The 21798-nt window shown below is 62.0% G+C and carries 23 protein-coding genes; all 23 read left to right on the top strand.

Annotated features, from left to right (window positions below; all coding sequences use genetic code 11):
- Positions 1-41: 41 nt before the first annotated feature.
- The 23 genes from OIU19_RS11220 to OIU19_RS11110 all read left to right on the top strand — a co-directional run bounded on the left by OIU19_RS11220 (position 42) and on the right by OIU19_RS11110 (position 21768).
- A complete protein-coding gene (locus OIU19_RS11220; protein ID WP_264235046.1) occupies positions 42-1349 on the top strand; it encodes a flagellar hook-length control protein FliK in 1308 nt (435 codons plus the stop codon).
- 247 nt (positions 1350-1596) lie between these two features.
- Positions 1597-2094, top strand: a complete 498-nt coding sequence (gene fliL, locus OIU19_RS11215; RefSeq protein ID WP_186555981.1) for a flagellar basal body-associated protein FliL — start codon at positions 1597-1599, stop codon at positions 2092-2094.
- Positions 2095-2103: 9 nt separating this feature from the next.
- Positions 2104-3072 (top strand): flagellar motor switch protein FliM, encoded by a 969-nt coding sequence (gene fliM, locus OIU19_RS11210; protein WP_186555982.1) that lies wholly within the window; start codon positions 2104-2106, stop codon positions 3070-3072.
- A 47-nt stretch (positions 3073-3119) separates the two neighbouring features.
- Positions 3120-3584, top strand: coding sequence for a flagellar motor switch protein FliN (fliN, locus tag OIU19_RS11205; RefSeq protein ID WP_186555983.1), 465 nt, complete (start codon positions 3120-3122; stop codon positions 3582-3584).
- Between the two features lie 12 nt (positions 3585-3596).
- Positions 3597-4031 carry a flagellar biosynthetic protein FliO gene (gene fliO, locus OIU19_RS11200; RefSeq protein WP_186555984.1) on the top strand — a complete coding sequence of 145 codons (435 nt, stop codon included), beginning with the start codon at positions 3597-3599 and terminating at the stop codon, positions 4029-4031.
- Positions 4031-4798, top strand: coding sequence for a flagellar type III secretion system pore protein FliP (gene fliP / locus OIU19_RS11195; protein WP_264235045.1), 768 nt, complete (start codon positions 4031-4033; stop codon positions 4796-4798). Before fliO ends, fliP begins: the two co-directional genes overlap by 1 nt.
- Positions 4799-4819: 21 nt before the next feature.
- Positions 4820-5089: a flagellar biosynthesis protein FliQ gene (gene fliQ, locus OIU19_RS11190; RefSeq protein WP_264235044.1), complete on the top strand. Its 270-nt coding sequence runs from the start codon at positions 4820-4822 to the stop codon at positions 5087-5089.
- A gap of 7 nt (positions 5090-5096) precedes the next feature.
- Positions 5097-5873, top strand: a complete 777-nt coding sequence (fliR, locus tag OIU19_RS11185) for a flagellar biosynthetic protein FliR (protein ID WP_264235043.1) — start codon at positions 5097-5099, stop codon at positions 5871-5873.
- 2 nt (positions 5874-5875) lie between these two features.
- Positions 5876-7018 (top strand): flagellar biosynthesis protein FlhB, encoded by a 1143-nt coding sequence (gene flhB / locus OIU19_RS11180; protein WP_264235042.1) that lies wholly within the window; start codon positions 5876-5878, stop codon positions 7016-7018.
- 615 nt (positions 7019-7633) lie between these two features.
- Positions 7634-9763, top strand: coding sequence for a flagellar biosynthesis protein FlhA (flhA, locus tag OIU19_RS11175; protein WP_264235041.1), 2130 nt, complete (start codon positions 7634-7636; stop codon positions 9761-9763).
- A gap of 11 nt (positions 9764-9774) precedes the next feature.
- Entirely contained in the window at positions 9775-11085 is a 1311-nt protein-coding gene (gene flhF, locus OIU19_RS11170) for a flagellar biosynthesis protein FlhF (protein WP_264235040.1), read from the top strand.
- A 92-nt stretch (positions 11086-11177) separates the two neighbouring features.
- On the top strand, positions 11178-12011 hold the full coding sequence (gene fleN / locus OIU19_RS11165; RefSeq protein ID WP_186555991.1) for a flagellar synthesis regulator FleN: 834 nt from the start codon (positions 11178-11180) through the stop codon (positions 12009-12011).
- Positions 12008-12748, top strand: coding sequence for an RNA polymerase sigma factor FliA (fliA, locus tag OIU19_RS11160; RefSeq protein ID WP_186555992.1), 741 nt, complete (start codon positions 12008-12010; stop codon positions 12746-12748). The genes fleN and fliA overlap by 4 nt, the downstream gene beginning before the upstream one ends.
- A 104-nt stretch (positions 12749-12852) precedes the next feature.
- On the top strand, positions 12853-13227 hold the full coding sequence (locus tag OIU19_RS11155) for a chemotaxis response regulator CheY (RefSeq protein ID WP_186555993.1): 375 nt from the start codon (positions 12853-12855) through the stop codon (positions 13225-13227).
- Between the two features lie 18 nt (positions 13228-13245).
- A complete protein-coding gene (locus tag OIU19_RS11150; protein WP_186555994.1) occupies positions 13246-14034 on the top strand; it encodes a protein phosphatase CheZ in 789 nt (262 codons plus the stop codon).
- Between the two features lie 12 nt (positions 14035-14046).
- Positions 14047-16287: a chemotaxis protein CheA gene (locus OIU19_RS11145; RefSeq protein ID WP_264235039.1), complete on the top strand. Its 2241-nt coding sequence runs from the start codon at positions 14047-14049 to the stop codon at positions 16285-16287.
- Between the two features lie 45 nt (positions 16288-16332).
- Positions 16333-17463, top strand: coding sequence for a chemotaxis response regulator protein-glutamate methylesterase (locus OIU19_RS11140; RefSeq protein ID WP_264235038.1), 1131 nt, complete (start codon positions 16333-16335; stop codon positions 17461-17463).
- Positions 17463-18203, top strand: a complete 741-nt coding sequence (locus tag OIU19_RS11135) for a flagellar motor protein (protein WP_186555997.1) — start codon at positions 17463-17465, stop codon at positions 18201-18203. Before OIU19_RS11140 ends, OIU19_RS11135 begins: the two co-directional genes overlap by 1 nt.
- 3 nt (positions 18204-18206) lie before the next feature.
- Positions 18207-19064, top strand: coding sequence for a flagellar motor protein MotD (gene motD, locus OIU19_RS11130; RefSeq protein ID WP_264235037.1), 858 nt, complete (start codon positions 18207-18209; stop codon positions 19062-19064).
- A gap of 78 nt (positions 19065-19142) precedes the next feature.
- Complete coding sequence (locus OIU19_RS11125; protein ID WP_264235036.1) at positions 19143-19931, top strand: ParA family protein; 789 nt, start codon at positions 19143-19145, stop codon at positions 19929-19931.
- Entirely contained in the window at positions 19931-20821 is an 891-nt protein-coding gene (locus OIU19_RS11120; protein WP_264235035.1) for a CheW domain-containing protein, read from the top strand. Before OIU19_RS11125 ends, OIU19_RS11120 begins: the two co-directional genes overlap by 1 nt.
- A 70-nt stretch (positions 20822-20891) precedes the next feature.
- On the top strand, positions 20892-21371 hold the full coding sequence (locus tag OIU19_RS11115; RefSeq protein ID WP_119143286.1) for a chemotaxis protein CheW: 480 nt from the start codon (positions 20892-20894) through the stop codon (positions 21369-21371).
- Position 21372: 1 nt separating this feature from the next.
- A complete protein-coding gene (locus OIU19_RS11110; RefSeq protein WP_264235034.1) occupies positions 21373-21768 on the top strand; it encodes a DUF2802 domain-containing protein in 396 nt (131 codons plus the stop codon).
- Positions 21769-21798: the final 30 nt, after the last annotated feature.

Raw genomic sequence — 21798 nt, 5'->3', positions numbered from 1 at the left:
GCCCAGACGATTTTTACGCCATCTGGCGCGGAGACTTTTCAATGCCTGTCGCACCCAATCCTTTGTTGCAAGCCAGCGCTATCGCCAAGCAGTCGCGCACGGCCGACAAGCCCCAGTCGGCGGTGGCCGAGCAGGGTAAAGGATTCGATCAGGTCATGGCCAAGCAGGGGCGTGATAACAGCCCTGTGCGTGACGACAAGGTTGCCCAGGCCAAGCCCAAAGACAAACCGGATGCTGCAGCTAGCGGCAAGAAAGACGCTGGCGATAAGGCATCGGTTGCCGATGACGGCAAGAATTTGCCAGCTGCCGATGCAGCCCTTGCAGCAGGCGAAATCGCTAAGGATGACGCTGCCAGTTCACTGGATGCCAGCCTGGTTGCTGGGCAGGTGACCGATGCGCAGCCCGGCGCCCAATTGATCCAGGCGCAAGCCGAGGCAGTGGCGCCAGTGCTTCAGGCCGTGGTCCAACAGCCCGTGCCTGCAGCACCTTTGGCGCCAACCGTGGGCGACGAAGCCGCCAATGAAGCATTCGATCCTGAGGCGGACCCGCTGGCGGGCTTGCCCACCCTGCGCTTGGCCCTCGAGCAGAGCGCTCAGTCCAAAGGCACCACCTCGGCACACGCCACTAGTGCTGATAGCGCCCAGCCGCAGCCTGACGACGGCCAGCCAGCCGTCAATACCTTGGCGAACCTGATCAGCAAATCGCAAACCGAGGGTGAGCAGTCCGAGCCGGGCGATAAAGCCTTTGGTAGTTTGCTTGAAGATGGCCTGAAAGACATCAAGAGTGCCGGCAGTGACACTCGGGTCGACGACTTCGCCGATCGCCTGGCCAGTCTGACCCAGGCAGCTACGGCCAAAACTGCCAATGCGCTGCCGGTCAACCCGGCGCCATTGCATCAGCCGCTGTCGATGAATCAGAACGCCTGGACCGAGGGCTTGGTGAACCGGGTGATGTACCTTTCCAGTCAGAACCTCAAGTCTGCCGAGATTCAACTGGAGCCGGCTGAGTTGGGGCGTCTGGATATTCGCGTCAATGTAGCGGCGGATCAGGCGACCCAAATCACCTTCATCAGCGGCCATGCTGGCGTGCGCGACAGCCTCGACAGTCAGCTGCATCGCCTGCGCGAGCTGTTTGCCCAGCAGGGCCTGGCCCAGCCTGATGTCAACGTTGCCGATCAGTCGCGCGGTCAGCAACAGCAGGCGCAACAAGATAACTCGCAGCTTTCTGGAGTGGCCGCACGGCGTGCACAAGCCGCCTCTGGCGAGCCAGGCGAGCCGGCGGATGCCGCTGCCCAGCCACTCGAGCAGCAAGTAGTGATCGGTGATAGTGCGGTCGACTACTACGCCTGATCGGGGCTTCGCCCTGGTTCGCGAGCAAGCTCGCTCCTACAGGGTTCGTGCCGGCCACGCGTTAGAAAGACGACGCTAACGCTGTGGGTACGGGCTTACCCTCGAACCAGGGCGCAGCCCTGGCCATGCACACAGCGGTTTATCGTTAACCTCGCCCGGCAATGGCCCCTCCCGGCGATTCTGGCATAACACTTGCTCAAGCCACGTCATCTTCCTTTGAAACCCCGATGGACGACGGATTATTGGCATGGCGAAGAGCGACGCAGTGAAAGACCCCGCCACGAAAGGCAAACTCAAGCTGATCCTGCTGCTGGTAGTAGCCCTGCTACTGGCCGTCGGCCTGTCGGTGGGCGCCACCTGGTTCATCATGCACAAGAGCGAGTCGGCTCCGGCAGCGGACCCAGCCCTGGCCAACATCAAGCCGGCAGCGATCTACGAGCCCCTGGCCCCCGCCTTCGTGGTCAACTTCAACCAGAACGGCCGCCAGCGCTACATGCAGGTGAGCATCACCATGCAGGGCCGCAACCAGGCTGACCTGGACGCGCTGAAAGTGCATATGCCGGTCATTCGCAACAACCTGGTGATGATGTTCTCCGGTCAAGGTTTCGACACCTTGGCCAGTAGCTCGGTCGGCCAGGAAATGCTGCGCCAGAAGGCCACTGCGGTGGTTCAGGAAGTGGCGCAGAAGGAAGTCGGCAAGCCGGTCGTCGACCAGCTGCTGTTCACCAATTTCGTATTGCAGTAGGAGTCCGCAATGGCCGTACAGGACCTGCTGTCCCAGGATGAGATCGATGCCCTGTTGCACGGCGTCGATGATGGGCTGGTACAGACTGAAAGCGCAGCCGAGCCCGGTAGCGTCAAAAGCTATGACCTGACCAGCCAGGACCGAATCGTGCGTGGGCGCATGCCGACTCTGGAGATGATCAACGAGCGCTTTGCCCGTTACACCCGGATCAGCATGTTCAACCTGCTGCGCCGCTCCGCCGATGTCGCGGTCGGTGGCGTGCAGGTGATGAAGTTCGGTGAGTACGTGCACTCGCTGTACGTGCCGACCAGCCTCAACTTGGTCAAGATCAAGCCGCTGCGCGGCACCTCGCTGTTCATCCTCGATGCCAAGCTGGTGTTCAAGCTGGTCGACAACTTCTTTGGTGGCGACGGGCGTCACGCCAAGATCGAAGGGCGTGAGTTCACCCCGACCGAGTTGCGGGTTGTGCGCATGGTCCTGGACCAGTGCTTCGTTGATCTCAAGGAGGCCTGGCAGGCGATCATGCCGGTCAACTTCGAGTACATCAACTCCGAGGTCAACCCGGCCATGGCCAACATCGTTGGCCCAAGCGAGGCAGTGGTGGTGTCGACCTTCCACATCGAACTCGATGGCGGTGGCGGCGACCTGCACGTGACCATGCCGTACTCGATGATCGAGCCGGTGCGCGAAATGCTCGACGCGGGCTTCCAGTCCGACCTGGACGATCAGGACGAGCGTTGGGTCAAGGCCCTGCGCGAGGACGTGCTGGACGTCAGCGTGCCGCTCTCGGCCACCGTGGCGCGGCGTCAGCTCAAGCTGCGCGACATCCTGCACATGCAGCCTGGCGATGTGATTCCCGTGGAGCTGCCCGAGCATCTGGTACTGCGCGCCAACGGCGTACCGTCGTTCAAGGCGCGGCTGGGTTCGCACAAGGGCACCCTGTCGCTGCAGATCATCGATCCGATCGAGCGCCGCTGAAGGCGTGCCGCTCGCAACCCCCGAATTGAATGCTTGTCGAGGACATTATGGCTAACGAAAACGAGATCAGCTCCCCCGAGGAGCAGGCTTTGGCAGATGAGTGGGCAGCAGCCCTGGAAGAGACCGGCGATGCCGGCCAGTCCGACATCGATGCGCTGCTGGCGGCGGACGCGGGCAACTCCGGTGCCGGCCGACTGCCAATGGAAGAGTTCGCCAGCTCGCCCAAGCCGAACGAAAACGTCAGCCTCGAAGGCCCCAACCTGGATGTGATCCTGGATATTCCGGTGAGCATTTCGATGGAAGTGGGCAGCACCGAAATCAACATCCGCAACCTGCTGCAGCTCAACCAGGGCTCGGTGATCGAGCTTGACCGCCTGGCCGGCGAGCCGCTCGACGTGCTGGTCAACGGCACGCTGATCGCCCATGGCGAGGTCGTGGTGGTCAACGAGAAGTTCGGCATTCGCCTGACCGACGTGATCAGCCCAAGCGAACGCATCAAGAAGCTGCGCTGAGTGAAGGCGCTGATGCGGGCCGCGACGGCCCTGGCGGCGCTGCTCGCCAGTGAGGTAGCGATCGCTGCGACGATCCCTGCCACGCCTGCCCCTGGAGCCCCAGGTAGCCTCGGTGGGCAACTGGCGCAGATGGTCTTCGGGCTGTTGCTGGTGGTCGGGCTGATCTTCTTGCTCGCCTGGCTGGTGCGCCGGATGCAAGGCGCCGCGCCGCGTAGCGGGCAAGTGATCGAAATCGTCGGTACGCGCGCCATCGGTCCGCGTGATCGGTTGTTGTTGGTACAGGTGGGCAAGGAGCAGATCCTGATCGGGCATAGCCCGGGCAGCATCGAGGCCCTGCATGTGCTGGCCGAACCGGTCGAGGTGCCCGCCGGTGCCCGTCCGGCCACGCCGGAATTCGCCCAGCGGCTGCTCGAGCTGATGGGCAAGGATCAGAAGGACAAGAAGTAATGAGTGGCGCCCTGCGCATCCTGTTGAGCACCTTGTTGCCAGTCGTGCTGTGGTTGGCGGCGCCGCAGGCGCTGGCCGCCGACCCCCTGTCGATCCCTGCCATCACCCTGTCCAGCGGTGCGGACGGGCAGCAGGAATATTCGGTCAGCCTGCAGATCCTGATGATCATGACGGCGCTGAGTTTCATTCCAGCGTTCGTCATTCTGATGACCAGCTTTACCCGGATCATCATCGTCTTCTCCATCCTGCGTCAGGCGCTGGGTCTGCAACAGACGCCATCGAACCAGTTGCTGACTGGCATGGCGCTGTTCCTGACCTTCTTCATCATGGCGCCGGTGTTCGACCGGGTGAACCAGACGGCGATCCAGCCCTATCTGAACGAGCAGATGACCGCCCAGCAGGCCATCGACAAGGCCCAGGTTCCGCTCAAGGACTTCATGCTCGCGCAAACCCGACAGAGCGATCTGGACATGTTCATGCGCTTGTCCAAGCGTACCGATATCGCCAGCCCGGACCAGGCGCCGCTGACCATCCTGGTGCCGGCGTTCGTGACCTCCGAGCTCAAGACCGCGTTCCAGATCGGCTTCATGATCTTCATCCCGTTCCTGATCATCGATATGGTGGTCGCCAGTGTGCTGATGGCGATGGGTATGATGATGCTGTCGCCGCTGATCATTTCCTTGCCGTTCAAGATCATGCTGTTCGTGCTGGTCGATGGCTGGGCGCTGATCATGGGCACCCTGGCTGGCAGTTTCGGTGGCGTCTGACGCCATCAAGGAGAGCCTTGCATGACACCTGAAGTTGCTGTCGACCTGTTCCGCGACGCTCTGTGGCTAACCACCCTGATGGTGGCCGTGCTGGTGGTACCGAGCCTGTTGATCGGCCTGGTGGTGGCGATGTTCCAGGCTGCCACCCAGATCAACGAACAGACCCTGAGCTTCCTGCCGCGTTTGCTGGTGATGCTGGTGACCTTGATTGTCGTCGGGCCGTGGCTTACCCAGAAGTTCATGGAGTACTTCATTGGTCTGTACACCAGCATTCCGCAGCTGATCGGGTAGGGCGGCCATGCTGGAGCTGACCGACGCGCAGATAGGGACCTGGGTTGCGACCTTCATGCTGCCGCTGTTTCGCGTCACTGCGGTGCTGATGACCATGCCGATCTTCGGCACCAAGATGCTCCCGGCGCGCATTCGCCTGTATGCGGCCCTAGCCATCACTGTGGTGATCGTGCCGGGTCTGCCGCCATTGCCGGAGTTCGAGCCGCTGAGCCTGCGGGGCTTTTTGCTGTGTGGCGAGCAGGTGATCATCGGTGCGCTGTTTGGTTTCTCATTGCAGATGCTGTTTCAGGCGTTTGTGGTGGCGGGGCAGATCATCGCGGTGCAAATGGGTATGGCGTTTGCCTCGATGGTCGATCCGGCCAATGGCGTCAACGTCGCGGTGGTCAGCCAATTCATGACCATGCTGGTGAGTATTCTATTTTTGCTGATGAACGGCCACCTGGTGGTGTTCGAGGTCTTGACTGAGAGCTTTACGACCTTGCCGGTCGGGAGTGGTCTATTGGTCAATCATTTCTGGGAGCTGGCCGGGCGTTTGGGTTGGGTGCTGGGTGCCGGATTGTTGCTGGTGCTGCCCATGATCGCTGCGCTGTTGGTGATCAACGTTGCCTTCGGCGTGATGACCCGCGCAGCGCCGCAGTTGAATATCTTCTCGATCGGTTTCCCGCTGACACTGGTGTTGGGCATGGCCATCTTCTGGGTAGGGCTGGCCGACATTCTTTCCCACTACCAGGCATTGGCCAGCGAAGCGCTGCAATGGCTGCGTGAATTGGCACGGGCGCGCTGAGCATGGCCGAGAGCGAGAGTGGTCAGGACAAGACGGAAGAACCCACCGACAAGCGCAAGACGCAGGCGCGGGAGAAGGGTGAGGTGGCTCGCTCCAAGGAGCTGAACACCGTTGCCGTAACCCTGGGCGGGGCGGGTGCGCTGTTGGCCTTTGGTGGCTACCTGGGCGAGACCCTGATGGAGCTGATGCGCCTGAACTTCAGCTTGCCGCGTGAGGTGTTGATGGCTGAAGGGTCCATGGCCGCCTATCTGCTCAACTCGGGCAAGATGGCCATCTGGGCTGTGCAGCCGATCCTGGTCCTGTTGTTCGTGGTCGCCTTCATTGCACCGATTGCTCTGGGTGGGTTCCTGTTCTCAGGCAGCTTGCTGCAGCCCAAATTCAGTCGCATGAATCCCTTGGCGGGGATCAAGCGCATGTTCTCCTTGAATGCCTTGACCGAGCTGCTCAAGGCATTGGCGAAGTTTTTCATGATCTTGGTGGTGGCGCTGGTGGTGCTTTCCAACGACCGCCAGGCGTTGTTGGCGATTGCCAATGAGCCGCTTGAGCAGGCGATCATTCACAGTGTCCAGGTGGTCGGGTGGAGTGCCTTGTGGATGGCGGCGGGGCTGTTGCTGATTGCTGCGCTGGATGTGCCGTTCCAGCTGTGGCAAACCCACAACAAGCTGAAGATGACCAAGCAGGAAGTGCGCGACGAGTACAAGGACAGTGAAGGCAAGCCTGAGGTCAAGCAGCGGATCCGTCAGTTGCAGCGGGAGGTTTCGCAGCGGCGCATGATGGCTGCGGTGCCTGAGGCTGACGTGATCATCACCAACCCGACGCACTATGCAGTGGCGCTGAAGTATGACCCCGATAATGGTTCGGCGGCGCCGCTGCTGCTGGCCAAAGGCACCGACTTCATCGCGTTGAAAATGCGTGAGATTGCTGCTGAGCATAAGGTGCAGATTTTGGAATCGCCGGAGTTGGCGCGGGCGATCTATTACTCTACCGAGCTTGAGCAGGAGATTCCGGCTGGGTTGTATTTGGCGGTGGCGCAGGTGTTGGCTTATGTGTTCCAGATCCGGCAGTACCGGGCTGGGAAGGGGAAGGCGCCGGATCCGTTGAAGAAGGATTTGCCGATTCCGCCGGATTTGCGGCGTGATTCTTGATTTGTAGGTTTTTTAGGTTTCTAGGTTTGTGAGCAGATCCATTTGCGAGGGAGACGCTGATTCACCTTTCCGCCCTTACGGCAGGTCACTTTTGGCAAACGCCCGGTGTGCCGGCCCAGCCAAAAGTAACCAAAACGTCTGCGCTTCACCATCAGTCCCGCCCGTGGCGAGATCCCCTCGCTTCGGTGCCTCCCGGGCCCGCGCGGCCTCCTGAAGTCGCGAAGTTAGTGGCGGTGACTGGGCTGGCGTTATCTTTCGATAGTGGCAGGTGTGGTGGATAGTCCGGCCTCTTCGCGGGCAAGCCCGCTCCCACAGGGTTCGTGGGGTTTGCAGTCTCTGCGTGGTGTCAGTGCTGGCTCAACGCTGAACTGAAAACCTGCGCGGTACCTGTGGGAGCGGGCTTGTCGGGGCGCCGAACCGCCGCGAAGAGGCCAGAACAAACAACACGAAACAGAAAATCAAAATTTGGCTTTGGCGAGAGCGTAGCTATTCGGCTGCTCTTGATCTTCATGCGCGCAATTCAATCCCCCACCAACGAAAAAGTTGGACAGCTTCTTGCAAAGGCAGCGCCAGGCGCCCTTAAGGCGTCAAAGTTTTGCTTGAAGAGGACTCGCGGTGGATCGCACTCAGTTAATCAGCAACGCCCGTAACAACCTGGCCGGACTAGGCCGGGGCAACCTGGGCGTGCCGCTGTTGTTGCTGGTGATGTTGGCAATGATGATGTTGCCGATAGCGCCGTTCCTGCTCGACGTGTTCTTCACCTTCAACATCGCCCTGTCGATCGTGGTCCTGCTGGTCTGCGTGTACGCCTTGCGCCCGCTGGACTTCGCCGCCTTCCCCACCATCCTGCTGGTGGCCACGCTGCTGCGCCTGGCGCTGAACGTCGCCTCGACCCGCGTGGTGCTGTTGCATGGCCACGAAGGCCACGGCTCGGCAGGTAAGGTCATCCAGGCCTTCGGCGAAGTGGTGATCGGCGGTAACTACGTGGTCGGTGCGGTAGTGTTCGCCATCCTCATGATCATCAACTTCGTGGTCGTGACCAAAGGTGCCGGGCGGATTTCCGAGGTGAGCGCGCGCTTCACCCTCGACGCCATGCCCGGCAAGCAGATGGCCATCGACGCCGACCTCAACGCCGGCCTGATCGACCAGGCACAGGCCAAGTCGCGCCGTGCCGAAGTGGCCCAGGAGGCCGAGTTCTACGGCTCGATGGACGGTGCCAGCAAGTTCGTCCGCGGTGACGCCATCGCCGGCCTGTTGATCCTGTTCATCAACCTGATCGGTGGCATCCTGATCGGCATGTTCTCGCACAACATGGGCTTTAGCGAAGCCGGCAAGGTCTACGCGCTGCTGACCATCGGTGACGGTTTGGTGGCGCAATTGCCATCGCTGTTGCTGTCGACTGCTGCGGCAATCATGGTCACGCGTGCCTCGGGTTCCGAGGACATGGGCAAGCTGATCAATCGGCAAATGTTCGACTCGCCCAAGGCATTGGCGGTCTCGGCTGGCATCATGCTGGTAATGGGCGTGGTGCCGGGCATGCCGCATGTCGCCTTCATCAGCCTTGGCCTGATGTGTGCCGGTGGCGCTTACCTGGTGTGGCGCAAGCAGCAGGCGGCCAAGGTCAAGGCGCAGGAGGAAGTACAGCGTCAGCAAGACCTGCTGCCGTCGCCACAGCGTGCGATGGAAACCAAGGAGCTGGGCTGGGACGACGTCACCCCGATCGACATGATCGGCCTGGAAGTCGGTTACCGGCTGATCCCGCTGGTCGACCGTAACCAGGGCGGGCAGTTGCTGGCGCGGATCAAGGGCGTGCGTAAGAAGCTCTCGCAGGATCTGGGTTTCCTCATGCCTACCGTGCACATCCGTGACAACCTCGACCTGCAACCCAGCGCCTATCGCCTGACCCTGATGGGGGTGATCCTGGCCGAGGCGGAGATCTATCCGGATCGCGAGCTTGCGATCAACCCTGGCCAGGTCTTCGGTACCCTCAATGGTATCGCTGCGCGCGACCCGGCGTTCGGCCTGGAAGCGGTATGGATCGATATTGCCCAGCGCGCCCAGGCGCAGTCGCTGGGCTACACCGTGGTCGACGCGAGCACTGTGGTCGCCACCCACTTGAACCAGATCTTGCAGAAGCACTGCCATGAGCTGATCGGCCACGAAGAGGTCCAGCAGTTGCTGCAGGTGCTGTCCAAGGCTTCGCCCAAGCTTGCCGAGGAGCTGGTGCCGGGCGTCATTTCCTTGTCGGGGCTGCTCAAGGTCCTGCAAGCACTGCTTTCCGAGCAAGTACCGGTGCGTGACATCCGCAGCATCGCCGAGGCAATCGCCAACAATGCCGGCAAGAGTCAAGATACCGCCGCGCTGGTTGCCGCAGTGCGCGTCGGATTGTGTCGCGCCATCGTGCAAAGCATTGTCGGCGTTGAGTCCGAGCTGCCTGTGATCACCTTGGAGCCAAGGTTGGAACAGATTTTGCTCAATAGTCTGCAAAGGGCCGGGCAAGGTCAGGAAGATGGTGTTCTTCTTGAACCGAGCATGGCCGAGAAGCTTCAACGTTCGTTGATCGAAGCGGCCCAGCGTCAGGAGATGCAAGGCCAGCCAGCTATCCTGCTGGTGGCCGGCCCGATCCGCGCGATGCTGTCGCGTTTCGGTCGGCTGGCTGTACCGAATTTGCATGTTTTGGCGTATCAGGAAATACCTGACAACAAGCAAGTCACCATCGTTGCCACCGTGGGCCCCAACGGCTGAGGTAGTGGGTTATGCAAGTTAAGCGTTTTTTCGCCGCCGATATGCGTCAGGCCATGAAGCTGGTCCGTGATGAGCTGGGCGCCGATGCCGCCATCATCGGCAACCGGCGCATTGCCGGCGGTGTCGAGTTGACGGCCGCGCTGGACTACAAACTGTCCGCGCTGGCCCCGCGCGTGCCTAATGCCGAGCTTGAAGATGAGCTGCGCAAGACCCAGTCGCGCATCGCCACCGCCCAGGCCGAGCTGAGCAGCCGCAACGATACCGATGAAGGCAACCGCCAGTTGTTCGCGGGTCTGTCGCTGACCGCATCCGAGCCGTTGATCGAGCCACACGTCGATGTGCCGCCGGCTGCCGCCGTACCCGCGCCGGCGCCAGTCGATCCGCGCCTGTTCGATGCCATGCGCTCGGAGCTTTCCGGGCTGCGCGAGCTGCTCGAAGTGCAGCTTGGCTCGCTGGCCTGGAGCCAGTTGCAAGGCAGCAAGCCCATGCAGGCCAACCTCTGGCGGCGTCTGCAACGCGTCGGTTTGTCGGGCGCACTGGCCCGCGAGCTGCTCGACCTGGTGGCCGAGATCGACGAGCCGCGCCAGGCCTGGCGGATGATCCTGGCGCACCTGGCGCGGATGATCGATGTGCCGGAGATCGAACCGATCGAGGAGGGCGGGGTGATCGCCATGGTCGGCCCGGCCGGCATGGGCAAAACCACCACCCTGGCCAAGCTGGCCGCACGTTACGTGCTCAAGTACGGCGCCAGCAACTTGGCTCTGGTGAGCATGGACAGCTTCCGTATCGGCGCCCAGGAGCAGCTCAAGACCCTTGGGCGGATTCTCAATGTGTCGGTGACCTATGTCGACCCAGGCGAGTCGCTGGCCCAGGCCCTGGAGCCGCTGCTGCGCAAGCGCGTGGTGCTGATCGATACCGCTGGCCTGCAAGCCAGCGACCCGGCACTGCGCATGCAGCTTGAAACACTTGCAGGGCGCGGGATTGCCGCCAAGAATTACCTGGTGCTGGCCACAACCAGCCAGAAACAGGTGCTCACCGCTGCCTACCACAGCTACAAGCGCTGCGGCCTGGCCGGTTGTATCCTGACCAAACTCGATGAAACGGCCTGCCTCGGCGAAGTATTGAGCCTGGCCATCAGTCATGAACTGCCGGTTGCCTATCTCACCGATGGCCCGCGCATTCCTGACGACCTGCACCTGCCGCGCAAGCACCAGTTGGTCAGCCGCGCAGTCAGTGTGCAAATGCAGGAAGACCCCAGCGAAGAGGCCATGGCCGATATGCTCGCTGATCTCTACCACAACTCTGGCAAACGCGCGGGTTGAGGGAGAACGTAATGCAAAATACCTACATCAAGGGCTTCGAGAACAGCCCCACATGTGGCCTCGGTCCAAGCGAGACAAGGTAAAGAACAAATATGGGTAGCATGCATCCCGTACAGGTGATCGCCGTGACCGGTGGCAAAGGTGGCGTCGGCAAGACTAACGTTTCAGTGAACCTGTCCCTGGCGTTGGCCGAGCTGGGTCGTCGCGTCATGCTGCTGGACGCCGACCTGGGCCTGGCCAATGTCGACGTGCTGCTGGGGCTGACGCCCAAGCGCACCCTGGCTGACGTTATCGAGGGCCGCTGCGAGCTGCGCGATGTGCTGCTGCAGGGGCCAGGGGGCGTGCGTATCGTCCCGGCCGCCTCCGGCACCCAGAGCATGGTCCATCTGCAGCCCGCGCAGCACGCCGGTCTGATCCAGGCGTTCAGCGAGATTGGCGACAACCTCGATGTGCTGGTGATCGACACCGCTGCCGGCATCGGCGATTCGGTGGTGAGCTTCGTGCGCGCCGCCCAGGAAGTGCTGCTGGTGGTGTGCGATGAGCCTACGTCGATCACCGACGCCTACGCGCTGATCAAGCTGCTCAATCGCGACTACGGCATGAATCGTTTCCGCGTGCTGGCCAACATGGCGCAGAGCCCGCAGGAAGGGCGCAACCTGTTCGCCAAGTTGACCAAGGTCACGGATCGTTTCCTTGACGTCGCCCTACAATACGTCGGCGCCGTGCCGTACGACGAGTGTGTGCGCAAGGCGGTGCAGAAGCAGCGCGCGGTCTATGAGGCCTTCCCACGGTCCAAGTGTGCATTGGCATTCAAGGCCATTGCGCAGAAGGTCGACAGCTGGCCGTTGCCTGCCAACCCGCGTGGGCACCTGGAGTTTTTCGTCGAGCGACTGGTGCAGCCCACCAGCGCGGGACCCGTCCTATGAGTGCAAGCGGTTTCAAGATGTACAGCAAGGCGTCCAAAGATGCCCAGTATGAGTTGATCGAGCGCTACGCGCCGCTGGTCAAGCGCATCGCTTATCACCTGCTGGCGCGTCTGCCGGCCAACGTGCAGGTCGAAGACCTGATCCAGGCAGGCATGATTGGCCTGTTGGAAGTGGCCAACAAATACGATGCCAGCAAGGGCGCCAGCTTCGAAACCTACGCCGGCATCCGTATCCGTGGCGCCATGCTCGATGAGGTGCGCAAGGGCGATTGGGCGCCGCGTTCGGTGCACCGCAACACCCGCATGGTCAGCGACGCGATGCGCGCCGTTGAAGCAAGAACCGGTCGCGACGCTAAAGATCACGAGGTTGCTGCCGAACTCCAATTGAGTCTCGATGATTACTACGGGATTTTGAACGATACCCTGGGCAGCCGCCTGTTCAGTTTCGACGACCTGTTGCAGGACGGCGAACATGAAGGCCTGCACGAGGATGGAGCCAGCGGCCAGATCGAGCCGTCGCGTGACCTTGAAGACGAGCGCTTCCAGGCCGCGCTGACCGATGCGATCGCCAACCTGCCGGAGCGCGAGCGCCTGGTGCTGGCGCTGTACTACGACGAAGAGCTGAACCTCAAGGAAATTGGTGAGGTGCTGGGGGTCAGCGAGTCGCGTGTCAGCCAGTTGCATAGCCAGTGCGCGGCGCGGCTGCGCAGTCGCTTGGGTGAATGGCGGGCGCGGTAACCGGGGTTCGCTGCAGTCGTTTTCACGTTGTACTGAATTGATTGAATGCGCGCTCGGGGGCCGAGCGCGTTTAAGACTGCTTGGAGGTCTACTTGAACAAAGACATGAAAATCCTCATCGTTGACGACTTCTCGACGATGCGGCGAATCATCAAGAATCTGTTGCGTGATCTGGGCTTCACCAACGTCAAGGAAGCCGATGACGGCGTTACCGCGCTGCCGATGCTGCACAGCGAGCACTTCGACTTCCTGGTGACCGACTGGAACATGCCGGGCATGAGCGGGATCGACCTGCTGCGCCAGGTACGGGCCGACGAGCGCCTCAAGGGCATGCCGGTGTTGATGGTCACTGCCGAAGCCAAGCGCGACCAGATCATTGAAGCGGCCCAGGCCGGCGTCAATGGCTATGTGGTCAAGCCTTTCACAGCCCAGGTGCTCAAAGAAAAGATCGAAAAGATCTTCGAACGCGTGAACGGCTAAGTCACGCCAGGGGGCGCCATGGAGTCAAACAACACGTCTCTGGGTGAGTTCGAAACGACCCTGAAGAAGCATGCCCAGGAACTGGTCGAGAGCCTTGAGCGCGGCCGGTTTGGCGACGCGGTGCAGCTGATCCATCAGCTTAACCAGACGCGCGACCGCGGCCTGTATCAGGAAGTCGGCAAACTCACCCGCGAGCTGCACAGCGCGATCGTCAGCTTTCAGATCGACCCGGCCATGCCGCAGGCCGAGGAAGTCTCGCAGATCACCGATGCCACCGAGCGCTTGTCCTACGTGGTCAAGCTGACCGAGGGCGCCGCCAACCGCACCATGGACCTGGTCGAACAGAGCACCCCAGTGCTCAACGATCTGGCCAGCGAAGCTCAGGCGCTGAGCGCTGACTGGCAGCGCTTCATGCGCCGCGAAGTGGCCGCGCCGGAATTTCGCGAGTTGGTCAAGCGGGTCGACAGTTTCCTGACGCACAGCGCTGAAGGGAACCGCAAGGTCTCCGGGCATCTGAACGACATTCTCCTGGCTCAGGACTACCAAGACCTGACCGGGCAGGTGATCAAGCGCGTCACCGCGTTGGTCACCGAAGTAGAAAGCAATCTGCTCAAGCTCGTGCTGATGGCCAGTCAAGTCGACCGCTTTGCCGGTATCGAACATGACCACCAACAGCTGCGCGCTGAAAAAGATCAAGAAAAACATCCGACTCGGGGTGAAGGTCCGCAGATTCATGCCGATAAGCGTGAAGACGTCGTGTCCGGTCAGGACGATGTCGATGATCTGCTGTCCAGCCTGGGTTTTTAGGGAGCACGTTTAATGAGCTTCGGCGCCGATGAAGAAATCCTTCAGGATTTCCTGGTAGAAGCCGGCGAAATTCTTGAGCAACTGTCCGAGCAATTGGTCGAGCTGGAAAGCCGACCGGATGATGCCGACCTGCTCAATGCAATTTTCCGCGGTTTTCACACTGTAAAAGGGGGCGCCGGCTTCCTTCAGCTCAATGAGCTGGTGGAGTGCTGCCATATCGCAGAGAACGTCTTCGACATCCTGCGCAAAGGTGAGCGTCGGGTCGACGCCGAGCTGATGGACGTGGTCCTCGAAGCGCTGGACACGGTCAACAGCATGTTCGGCCAGGTTCGCGAGCGTAGCGAAGTCACCCCGGCCACGCCTGAGCTGCTGGCGGCCTTGTCGCGTCTGGCTGAGCCCGGCGCCGCTGAGCCGGTTGCCGCGGTCGTCGAAGAGGTGCCGGTTGCCCAGGCTCCCGCCGCCGAACCGGACATCACCGACACCGAATTCGAGCAACTGCTCGACTCGCTCGATGCGGTCAAGGCTGAGGCGGCCGCTGCCGAACAGCTGCAGGGCGAAGCACCCAGCGCTGAAGGCGACGAAATCAGCGACGCCGAGTTCGAATCGCTGCTCGATCAGCTGCATGGCAAGGGCCAGTTCTCGCCTGAGGTCGTGGCCAGCGCTGCTGAGGCCGCTGCTGAGGCGCCGGTTGGCGATGAAATCACCGACGACGAATTCGAAGCGCTGCTCGACCAGTTGCATGGCAAGGGCACCTTCGCCGCCGATGCATTGCCAGCCACGGCGGCGCCTGCCGCTGCTGGCGCGCCTGCGGCGTCGGGCGATGAGATCAGTGAGCATGAGTTCGAAGCCTTGCTCGACCAGTTGCATGGCAAGGGCAAGTTCTCTGGCGACACGGCCACTGCCGAAACCCCAGCGGCTGCCGTTGCTGCCGCACCGGTAGCGGCCAAGGCCCAAGCTCAGCCTGCACCAACGCCTGCGCCCAAACCAGCCCCGCCTCCCGCCGCAGCGCCTGCAGCTGCTGCTGCCAAACCGGCCGCCCCAGCCCGTGCCCCGGCCCCGGCTGGCGAGAAGCACGTCAGCGAAGCGGAAACCACCGTGCGGGTCGATACCGCGCGCCTGGACGAGATCATGAACATGGTCGGCGAACTGGTGCTGGTGCGTAACCGCCTGGTGCGCCTGGGCCTCAATAGCGGCGACGAGGCCATGTCCAAGGCTGTGTCCAACCTCGATGTGGTCACCGCCGACTTGCAGACTGCGGTGATGAAAACCCGCATGCAGCCGATCAAGAAGGTCTTCGGCCGCTTCCCGCGCTTGGTCCGTGACCTGGCACGCCAGCTCAAGAAAGAAATCAACCTGGAGCTGGTCGGTGAAGAAACCGACCTCGACAAGAACCTGGTCGAGGCCCTGGCCGATCCGCTGGTGCACTTGGTGCGCAATGCAGTCGACCATGGCGTGGAAATGCCTGACGAGCGCGAAGCCTCTGGCAAGGCGCGCACCGGCAAGGTGGTGCTGTCGGCCGAGCAGGAAGGCGACCATATCCTGCTGTCGATCTCCGATGACGGCAAGGGCATGGACCCCAACATCCTGCGCGCCAAGGCGGTGGAAAAGGGCTTGATGGACAAGGACGCAGCCGATCGCCTGAGCGAGTCGGACTGCTACAACCTGATCTTCGCCCCGGGCTTCTCGACCAAGACCGAGATCTCCGATGTGTCTGGCCGTGGCGTGGGCATGGACGTGGTGAAAACCAAGATCTCCCAGCTCAATGGCTCGATCAACATCTACTCGGCCAAGGGCCAGGGCTCGAAGATCGTCATCAAGGTGCCGCTGACCTTGGCGATCATGCCGACACTGATGGTGATGCTGGGCAACCAGGCGTTCGCCTTCCCGCTGGTCAACGTCAACGAGATCTTCCACCTCGACCTGTCGCGCACCAATGTGGTCGACGGTCAGGAAGTGGTGATCGTGCGCGACAAGGCGTTGCCGCTGTTCTACCTCAAGCGCTGGCTGGTCCAGGACCAGGTGCACGAGGAGCAACGCGAGGGCCACGTGGTGATCCTCTCGGTCGGCACCCAGCGCATTGGCTTCGTCGTCGACCAACTGGTCGGCCAGGAAGAGGTGGTGATCAAGCCGTTGGGCAAGATGCTGCAGGGCACGCCGGGTATGTCTGGCGCCACCATCACTGGCGACGGCCGCATCGCGTTGATCCTCGACGTCCCGAGCATGCTCAAGCGTTACGCCGCCAAGCGTTATTGATTTCGGTGGCGCAGCCTGGCGGTTGCGCCGCCTAATGGAGTGTTTATGGCAGTCAAGGTCCTGGTGGTGGATGATTCCGGTTTCTTCCGCCGCCGTGTCTCGGAAATTCTCTCGGCCGACCCGACCATTCAGGTCGTGGGGACCGCGACCAATGGCAAGGAAGCAATCGACCAGGCGCTGTCGCTCAAGCCCGATGTGATCACCATGGACTATGAAATGCCCATGATGGACGGCATCACCGCCGTGCGCCACATCATGCAGCGCTGCCCGACGCCGGTGTTGATGTTCTCCTCGCTGACCCATGAAGGCGCCCGGGTGACCCTCGATGCGCTGGATGCCGGGGCGGTGGACTATCTGCCGAAGAACTTCGAAGACATCTCGCGCAACCCTGACAAGGTCAAGCAGATGCTCTGCGAAAAGGTCCACACCATTTCGCGCAGCAACCGCCGCTTGGGCAGCTACGCCGCGCCTGCGCCAGCCGCAAGCCCGGCGTCGAGCAGCCACCCGCCTTCCAGCAGCTTTGCCAGCAGTGCTCCGGTGCGTGCTAGCGCGCCTGCACCTGCACGTAGCGCTGCGGCTCCCGCCGCAACGCACTCGCCCGCACCCAAGCGCAAGCCCTACAAACTGGTGGCGATTGGGACCTCGACCGGTGGCCCGGTGGCCCTGCAGCGGGTCCTGACCCAACTACCGGCCAACTTCCCGGCGCCGATCGTGCTGATCCAGCACATGCCGGCAGCCTTCACCAAGGCCTTCGCCGAACGCCTCGACAAGCTGTGCAAGATCAGCGTCAAGGAAGCCGAAGACGGTGATGTGCTGCGCCCAGGCCTGGCGCTGCTGGCCCCGGGCGGCAAGCAGATGATGGTCGACGGGCGTGGTACGGTGAAGATCCTGCCGGGTGACGAGCGCCTGAACTACAAGCCCTGCGTGGACATCACCTTTGGCTCGGCTGCCAAGTCCTACGGCGACAAAGTGCTCTCGGTGGTCCTCACCGGCATGGGCGCGGACGGCCGCGAAGGCGCGCGTTTGCTCAAGCAAGGCGGCAGCACCGTGTGGGCCCAGGATGAAGCCAGCTGCGTGATCTATGGCATGCCCATGGCCATCGTCAAGGCCAACCTGGCCGATGCGGTGTACAGCCTGGACGAGATCGGCAAGCACCTGGTCGAGGCCTGCGTCTGATGGATGTCTTGAGCCTGATTGGCCTGATCCTCGCCTTCGTCGCCATCGTCGGTGGCAACTTCCTCGAGGGTGGCCACGTGGGTGCGCTGCTCAATGGCCCGGCGGCGCTGATCGTGCTGGGCGGCACCCTGGCGGCGGCGTTGTTGCAGGCGCCGTTGTCGTCGTTCAAGCGTGCCCTGCAGATTGTCCGCTGGATCATCTTCCCGCCGCGGGTAGACCTGGCTGGCGGTATCGATCGGGTAGTCAACTGGAGCCTCACCGCTCGCAAGGAAGGCTTGCTGGGGCTGGAAGGGGTGGCCGATGGCGAACCTGATCCGTATGCGCGCAAGGGCTTGCAGTTGCTGGTCGACGGCGCTGAGCCCGAGGCTATCCGCAGTATCCTTGAGGTCGATTTCCTGACCCAGGAAGGCCGCGATATCCAGGCCGCCAAGGTATTTGAAAGCATGGGCGGCTACGCGCCGACCATCGGCATCATCGGTGCGGTGATGGGCCTGATCCATGTGATGGGCAACCTGGCCGATCCTTCGCAGTTGGGCAATGGCATTGCCGTGGCCTTCGTTGCCACCATCTATGGCGTGGCCAGTGCCAACTTGATCCTGCTGCCGATCGCCAACAAGCTCAAAGCCATCGTCATGCGTCAGTCGCGCTATCGCGAGATGCTCCTCGAAGGCCTGCTGTCGATCGCCGAAGGCGAAAACCCACGCTCGATCGAGCTGAAGCTGCAAGGCTTCATGGAGTAAGCCATGCGTCGCCGTCGTCACACCGAGGAACACGAGAATCACGAGCGTTGGCTGGTGTCATATGCAGACTTCATCACCTTGCTGTTCGCCTTCTTCGTGGTCATGTACTCGATCTCTTCGATCAACGAGGGCAAGTACAAGGTCATTTCCCAGGCTCTGCTCGGGGTATTCAACGACCCTGAGCGGAGCATGAAGCCGATCCCGATCGGTGATGAGCAGCCGCTGAGTGTGAGGCCGGCCGAGCCCTTGATCAAGGACAGCGAGCAGACCGATGCGGGCCTGGCTCAGACCAGCAACGATCCTTTGCAGACTATCAGCGACGATGTGCGCGAAGCGTTTGGCGACTTGATCAAATCTGACCAGATGACCGTGCGTGGCAACGAGCTGTGGGTCGAGGTCGAGCTCAACTCGGCGCTGCTGTTCGGCAGTGGCGATGCCATGCCCAGCGACGTTGCCTTCGAGATCATCGAGAAGGTGGCCAATATCCTCAAGCCATTCGCCAACCCGGTGCATGTCGAAGGCTTTACCGACAACATGCCGATCCGAACTGCCCAGTACCCAACCAATTGGGAACTGTCGGCCTCGCGCGCGGCGAGCATCGTCCGCCTGCTGGCGATGAATGGTGTAAACCCTGGGCGGATGGCCTCGGTGGGCTATGGCGAATACCAGCCGGTGGCAAGTAATGACAGCGCCGAAGGGCGTGCGCGTAACCGCCGAGTGGTGCTGGTGATTTCGCGCAATCTGGAAGTGCGCCGTAGTCTCACGGCTACCGGCAGCGCCAATGCCACGCCAGATTCGGCATTGCGCCGCGCTGGCACACAAAGTGCACCTGCAACGCCTGCAGCGGCGGGAGGGGGCTAGCCCCGTCAAATCCCCGTCACCCATTTTCACACCGTTCCCGGCAGGGCAGGCGGCCATACCGGGAGGAAGCAAGGCACCATGAGAGTCTGGGCAGTAGCCAATCAAAAAGGTGGCGTCGGCAAGACCACCACTACCATCGCTCTGGCCGGGCTGCTGGCCGAGGCGGGCAAGCGCGTGGTCGTGGTCGACCTTGACCCGCACGGCTCCATGACCAGCTATTTCGGGCACAACCCCGATGCGCTGGAGCACAGTTGCTATGACCTGTTCCTGCACAAGGGCACGGTGCCTGAGGGGCTGCCGGGGCAGTTGCTGCTGCCGACCAGTGATGAGCGTATTTCCCTGCTGCCTTCGAGTACCGCGCTGGCCGTGCTCGAACGCCAGTCGCCAGGACAGAGTGGCCTGGGCCTGGTGATCGCCAAGAGTCTGGCGCAGCTGTGGCAGGATTTCGACTTCGCCCTGATCGACAGCCCGCCCTTGCTCGGCGTGCTGATGGTCAATGCCCTGGCCGCCAGTCAGCAACTGGTGATTCCGGTGCAGACCGAGTTTCTCGCGGTCAAGGGCCTGGAGCGGATGGTTGGCACCCTGGCCATGATCAACCGCTCGCGCAAGCAGGCGCTGCCCTACCAGATCGTGCCGACCCTGTTCGATCGCCGTACCCAGGCTTCCTTGGGCACGCTCAAAGTGCTGCGCGATACCTACGCCGAGAACGTCTGGCAGGGCTATATCCCGGTCGACACGCGTCTGCGCGATGCTAGCCGGGCGGGCGTCACGCCTTCGCAGTTCGACGGCAAGAGCCGCGGGGTGGTTGCCTATCGCGCCTTGCTCAAGCACTTGCTCACTTACAAATCCGCACTGCAGGTGGCCTGATGAACTCAGCCCGGCCCATTACCAGCAAGCCGCAGTTGGCCTTGCAGTCCTATCTGGACGGCTTGCTGCAGGACGCTACCGAGACGTTCGAGGCGCCCGCTGCACAGCCGGCGCCGAGCGAAGACTTCGAGGCTGCGGTACGCGAAGAGCAGGCCCGCGACGCCCAGCGTCAGATCGAGCCTGCGCCAACGTCAGCCCCACGGCCTTTTGCCGAGCCGCAACCCAAGGTGCTCGCCACGGTGCTGGCGCCTGCCGCGCCAGTGGCAGAGCCGGTGGTCACCGTGGTCGAGGCCCAGGTGGTGGTCGAAGCCAGTATTCCGGTGCTGACCGAAGTTCAGGCGCCTGAGCCGGTCGCGCCGTTGGTCGAGGTGCACCTGCCTGCGCCCAACGTTCCAGCGCCGCCAGCGACGGTTGACGGCCGGCCGCAATGGGCCGCCGAGCCTTTCGAATGCTTGCTGTTCGATGTCGCCGGGCTGACCCTGGCGGTACCCCTGGTATGCCTGGGGTCGATTTATAGCCTGGCCGGCCAGGAGCTGACGCCACTGTTTGGCCAGCCGGACTGGTTCCTCGGCATCCTCAGCTGCCAGGCGGGCAATCTCAAGGTTCTGGATACCGCGCGCTGGGTGATGCCTGACCGCTACCGCGATGACTTTCGCCAGGGCTTGCAGTACGTGATTTCCGTCCAGGGCTATGAGTGGGGGCTGGCGGTGCATCAGGTCAGCCGTTCGTTGCGCCTGGACCCGAACGAGATCAAGTGGCGCAGCCAGCGCGGGCAACGCCCGTGGTTGGCCGGCACGGTGATCGAGCACATGTGTGCCTTGCTCGATGTCGCTGAACTGGCCGAGTTGATCGCCAGCGGCGCCGTCAAGCAGCTGCACGCCAAACACTAATAAATGACGGCCGCTGCTGCCGCGGCCACACCGAGCACACCGCCGATGGCGGATTTTGAGGGGTAGGGGAATGAAAAAGTCGTCCGCACAAGGTTCCGAAGATCCGATCCTGCAGTGGGTAACCTTCCGCCTGGACAACGAGTCCTATGGCATCAATGTCATGCAGGTGCAGGAAGTCCTGCGTTACACCGAGATCGCTCCGGTTCCGGGTGCGCCGAGCTACGTGCTGGGCATCATCAACCTGCGCGGTAACGTGGTCACCGTGATCGACACTCGCCAGCGCTTTGGCCTGGTGCCGACCGAAGTGACCGACAACACCCGGATTGTCATCATCGAGGCCGACAAGCAAGTGGTCGGCATTCTGGTCGATAGCGTCGCCGAAGTTGTGTACCTGCGTCAGTCGGAGATCGAGACCGCGCCAAACGTGGGTAACGAAGAGTCGGCCAAGTTCATCCAAGGCGTGTGCAACAAGAATGGCGAGCTGCTGATCCTGGTCGAGCTGGACAAGATGATGACCGAGGAAGAATGGTCCGAGCTGGAGAACATCTGAGTTGATTTTCGAGGTTGCTGTCATCTTCCTGGCGCTGTTGTGGGCGCTGAGCCTGTGGTTTTTTCTCAACTACAGCAAGCGCCAGCGCGAGCTGGCCGCCCAGCAGGCTCAAGGTGATGCGCTGCGCGACCAGCGCATCAAGGACCTGGCCAAGCGCCTGGACGACTACCAGAATGGCACCGTGCGCATGGGGGAGGCGATCCATGAGCTGCGTGCGGTGGTGGCGCCGTTGCCAGACAAGCTGCAGCAGCTGGAGCAGCGCGATCCTAATGACGTGACCTTTACCCAGGCGGCCAAGCTGGTGGGGATGGGCGCCAGCATCGAGGAGCTGACTCAAACCTGCGGCTTGACCCAAGCCGAGGCGCAACTGATGAGTAAGTTGCACCGTGGCGAGTGAGCAGAACAGGCGACCAGGGTCGCCTGTTTT

The organism is Pseudomonas sp. BT-42-2, assembly GCF_025847435.2.
GTDB lineage: Bacteria > Pseudomonadota > Gammaproteobacteria > Pseudomonadales > Pseudomonadaceae > Aquipseudomonas > Aquipseudomonas urmiensis.
Note: the sequence above shows the minus strand (reverse complement) of the source record. Positions and strands in the feature narration are given on the sequence as shown.

Coding starts and splice junctions, on each gene's coding strand:
- OIU19_RS11220 (WP_264235046.1), top strand. CDS start 42: ATGCCTGTCGCACCCAATCCTTTGTTGCAAGCCAGCGCTATCGCCAAG.
- fliL (WP_186555981.1), top strand. CDS start 1,597: ATGGCGAAGAGCGACGCAGTGAAAGACCCCGCCACGAAAGGCAAACTC.
- fliM (WP_186555982.1), top strand. CDS start 2,104: ATGGCCGTACAGGACCTGCTGTCCCAGGATGAGATCGATGCCCTGTTG.
- fliN (WP_186555983.1), top strand. CDS start 3,120: ATGGCTAACGAAAACGAGATCAGCTCCCCCGAGGAGCAGGCTTTGGCA.
- fliO (WP_186555984.1), top strand. CDS start 3,597: ATGCGGGCCGCGACGGCCCTGGCGGCGCTGCTCGCCAGTGAGGTAGCG.
- fliP (WP_264235045.1), top strand. CDS start 4,031: ATGAGTGGCGCCCTGCGCATCCTGTTGAGCACCTTGTTGCCAGTCGTG.
- fliQ (WP_264235044.1), top strand. CDS start 4,820: ATGACACCTGAAGTTGCTGTCGACCTGTTCCGCGACGCTCTGTGGCTA.
- fliR (WP_264235043.1), top strand. CDS start 5,097: ATGCTGGAGCTGACCGACGCGCAGATAGGGACCTGGGTTGCGACCTTC.
- flhB (WP_264235042.1), top strand. CDS start 5,876: ATGGCCGAGAGCGAGAGTGGTCAGGACAAGACGGAAGAACCCACCGAC.
- flhF (WP_264235040.1), top strand. CDS start 9,775: ATGCAAGTTAAGCGTTTTTTCGCCGCCGATATGCGTCAGGCCATGAAG.
- fleN (WP_186555991.1), top strand. CDS start 11,178: ATGGGTAGCATGCATCCCGTACAGGTGATCGCCGTGACCGGTGGCAAA.
- fliA (WP_186555992.1), top strand. CDS start 12,008: ATGAGTGCAAGCGGTTTCAAGATGTACAGCAAGGCGTCCAAAGATGCC.
- OIU19_RS11155 (WP_186555993.1), top strand. CDS start 12,853: ATGAAAATCCTCATCGTTGACGACTTCTCGACGATGCGGCGAATCATC.
- OIU19_RS11150 (WP_186555994.1), top strand. CDS start 13,246: ATGGAGTCAAACAACACGTCTCTGGGTGAGTTCGAAACGACCCTGAAG.
- OIU19_RS11145 (WP_264235039.1), top strand. CDS start 14,047: ATGAGCTTCGGCGCCGATGAAGAAATCCTTCAGGATTTCCTGGTAGAA.
- OIU19_RS11140 (WP_264235038.1), top strand. CDS start 16,333: ATGGCAGTCAAGGTCCTGGTGGTGGATGATTCCGGTTTCTTCCGCCGC.
- OIU19_RS11135 (WP_186555997.1), top strand. CDS start 17,463: ATGGATGTCTTGAGCCTGATTGGCCTGATCCTCGCCTTCGTCGCCATC.
- motD (WP_264235037.1), top strand. CDS start 18,207: ATGCGTCGCCGTCGTCACACCGAGGAACACGAGAATCACGAGCGTTGG.
- OIU19_RS11125 (WP_264235036.1), top strand. CDS start 19,143: ATGAGAGTCTGGGCAGTAGCCAATCAAAAAGGTGGCGTCGGCAAGACC.
- OIU19_RS11120 (WP_264235035.1), top strand. CDS start 19,931: ATGAACTCAGCCCGGCCCATTACCAGCAAGCCGCAGTTGGCCTTGCAG.
- OIU19_RS11115 (WP_119143286.1), top strand. CDS start 20,892: ATGAAAAAGTCGTCCGCACAAGGTTCCGAAGATCCGATCCTGCAGTGG.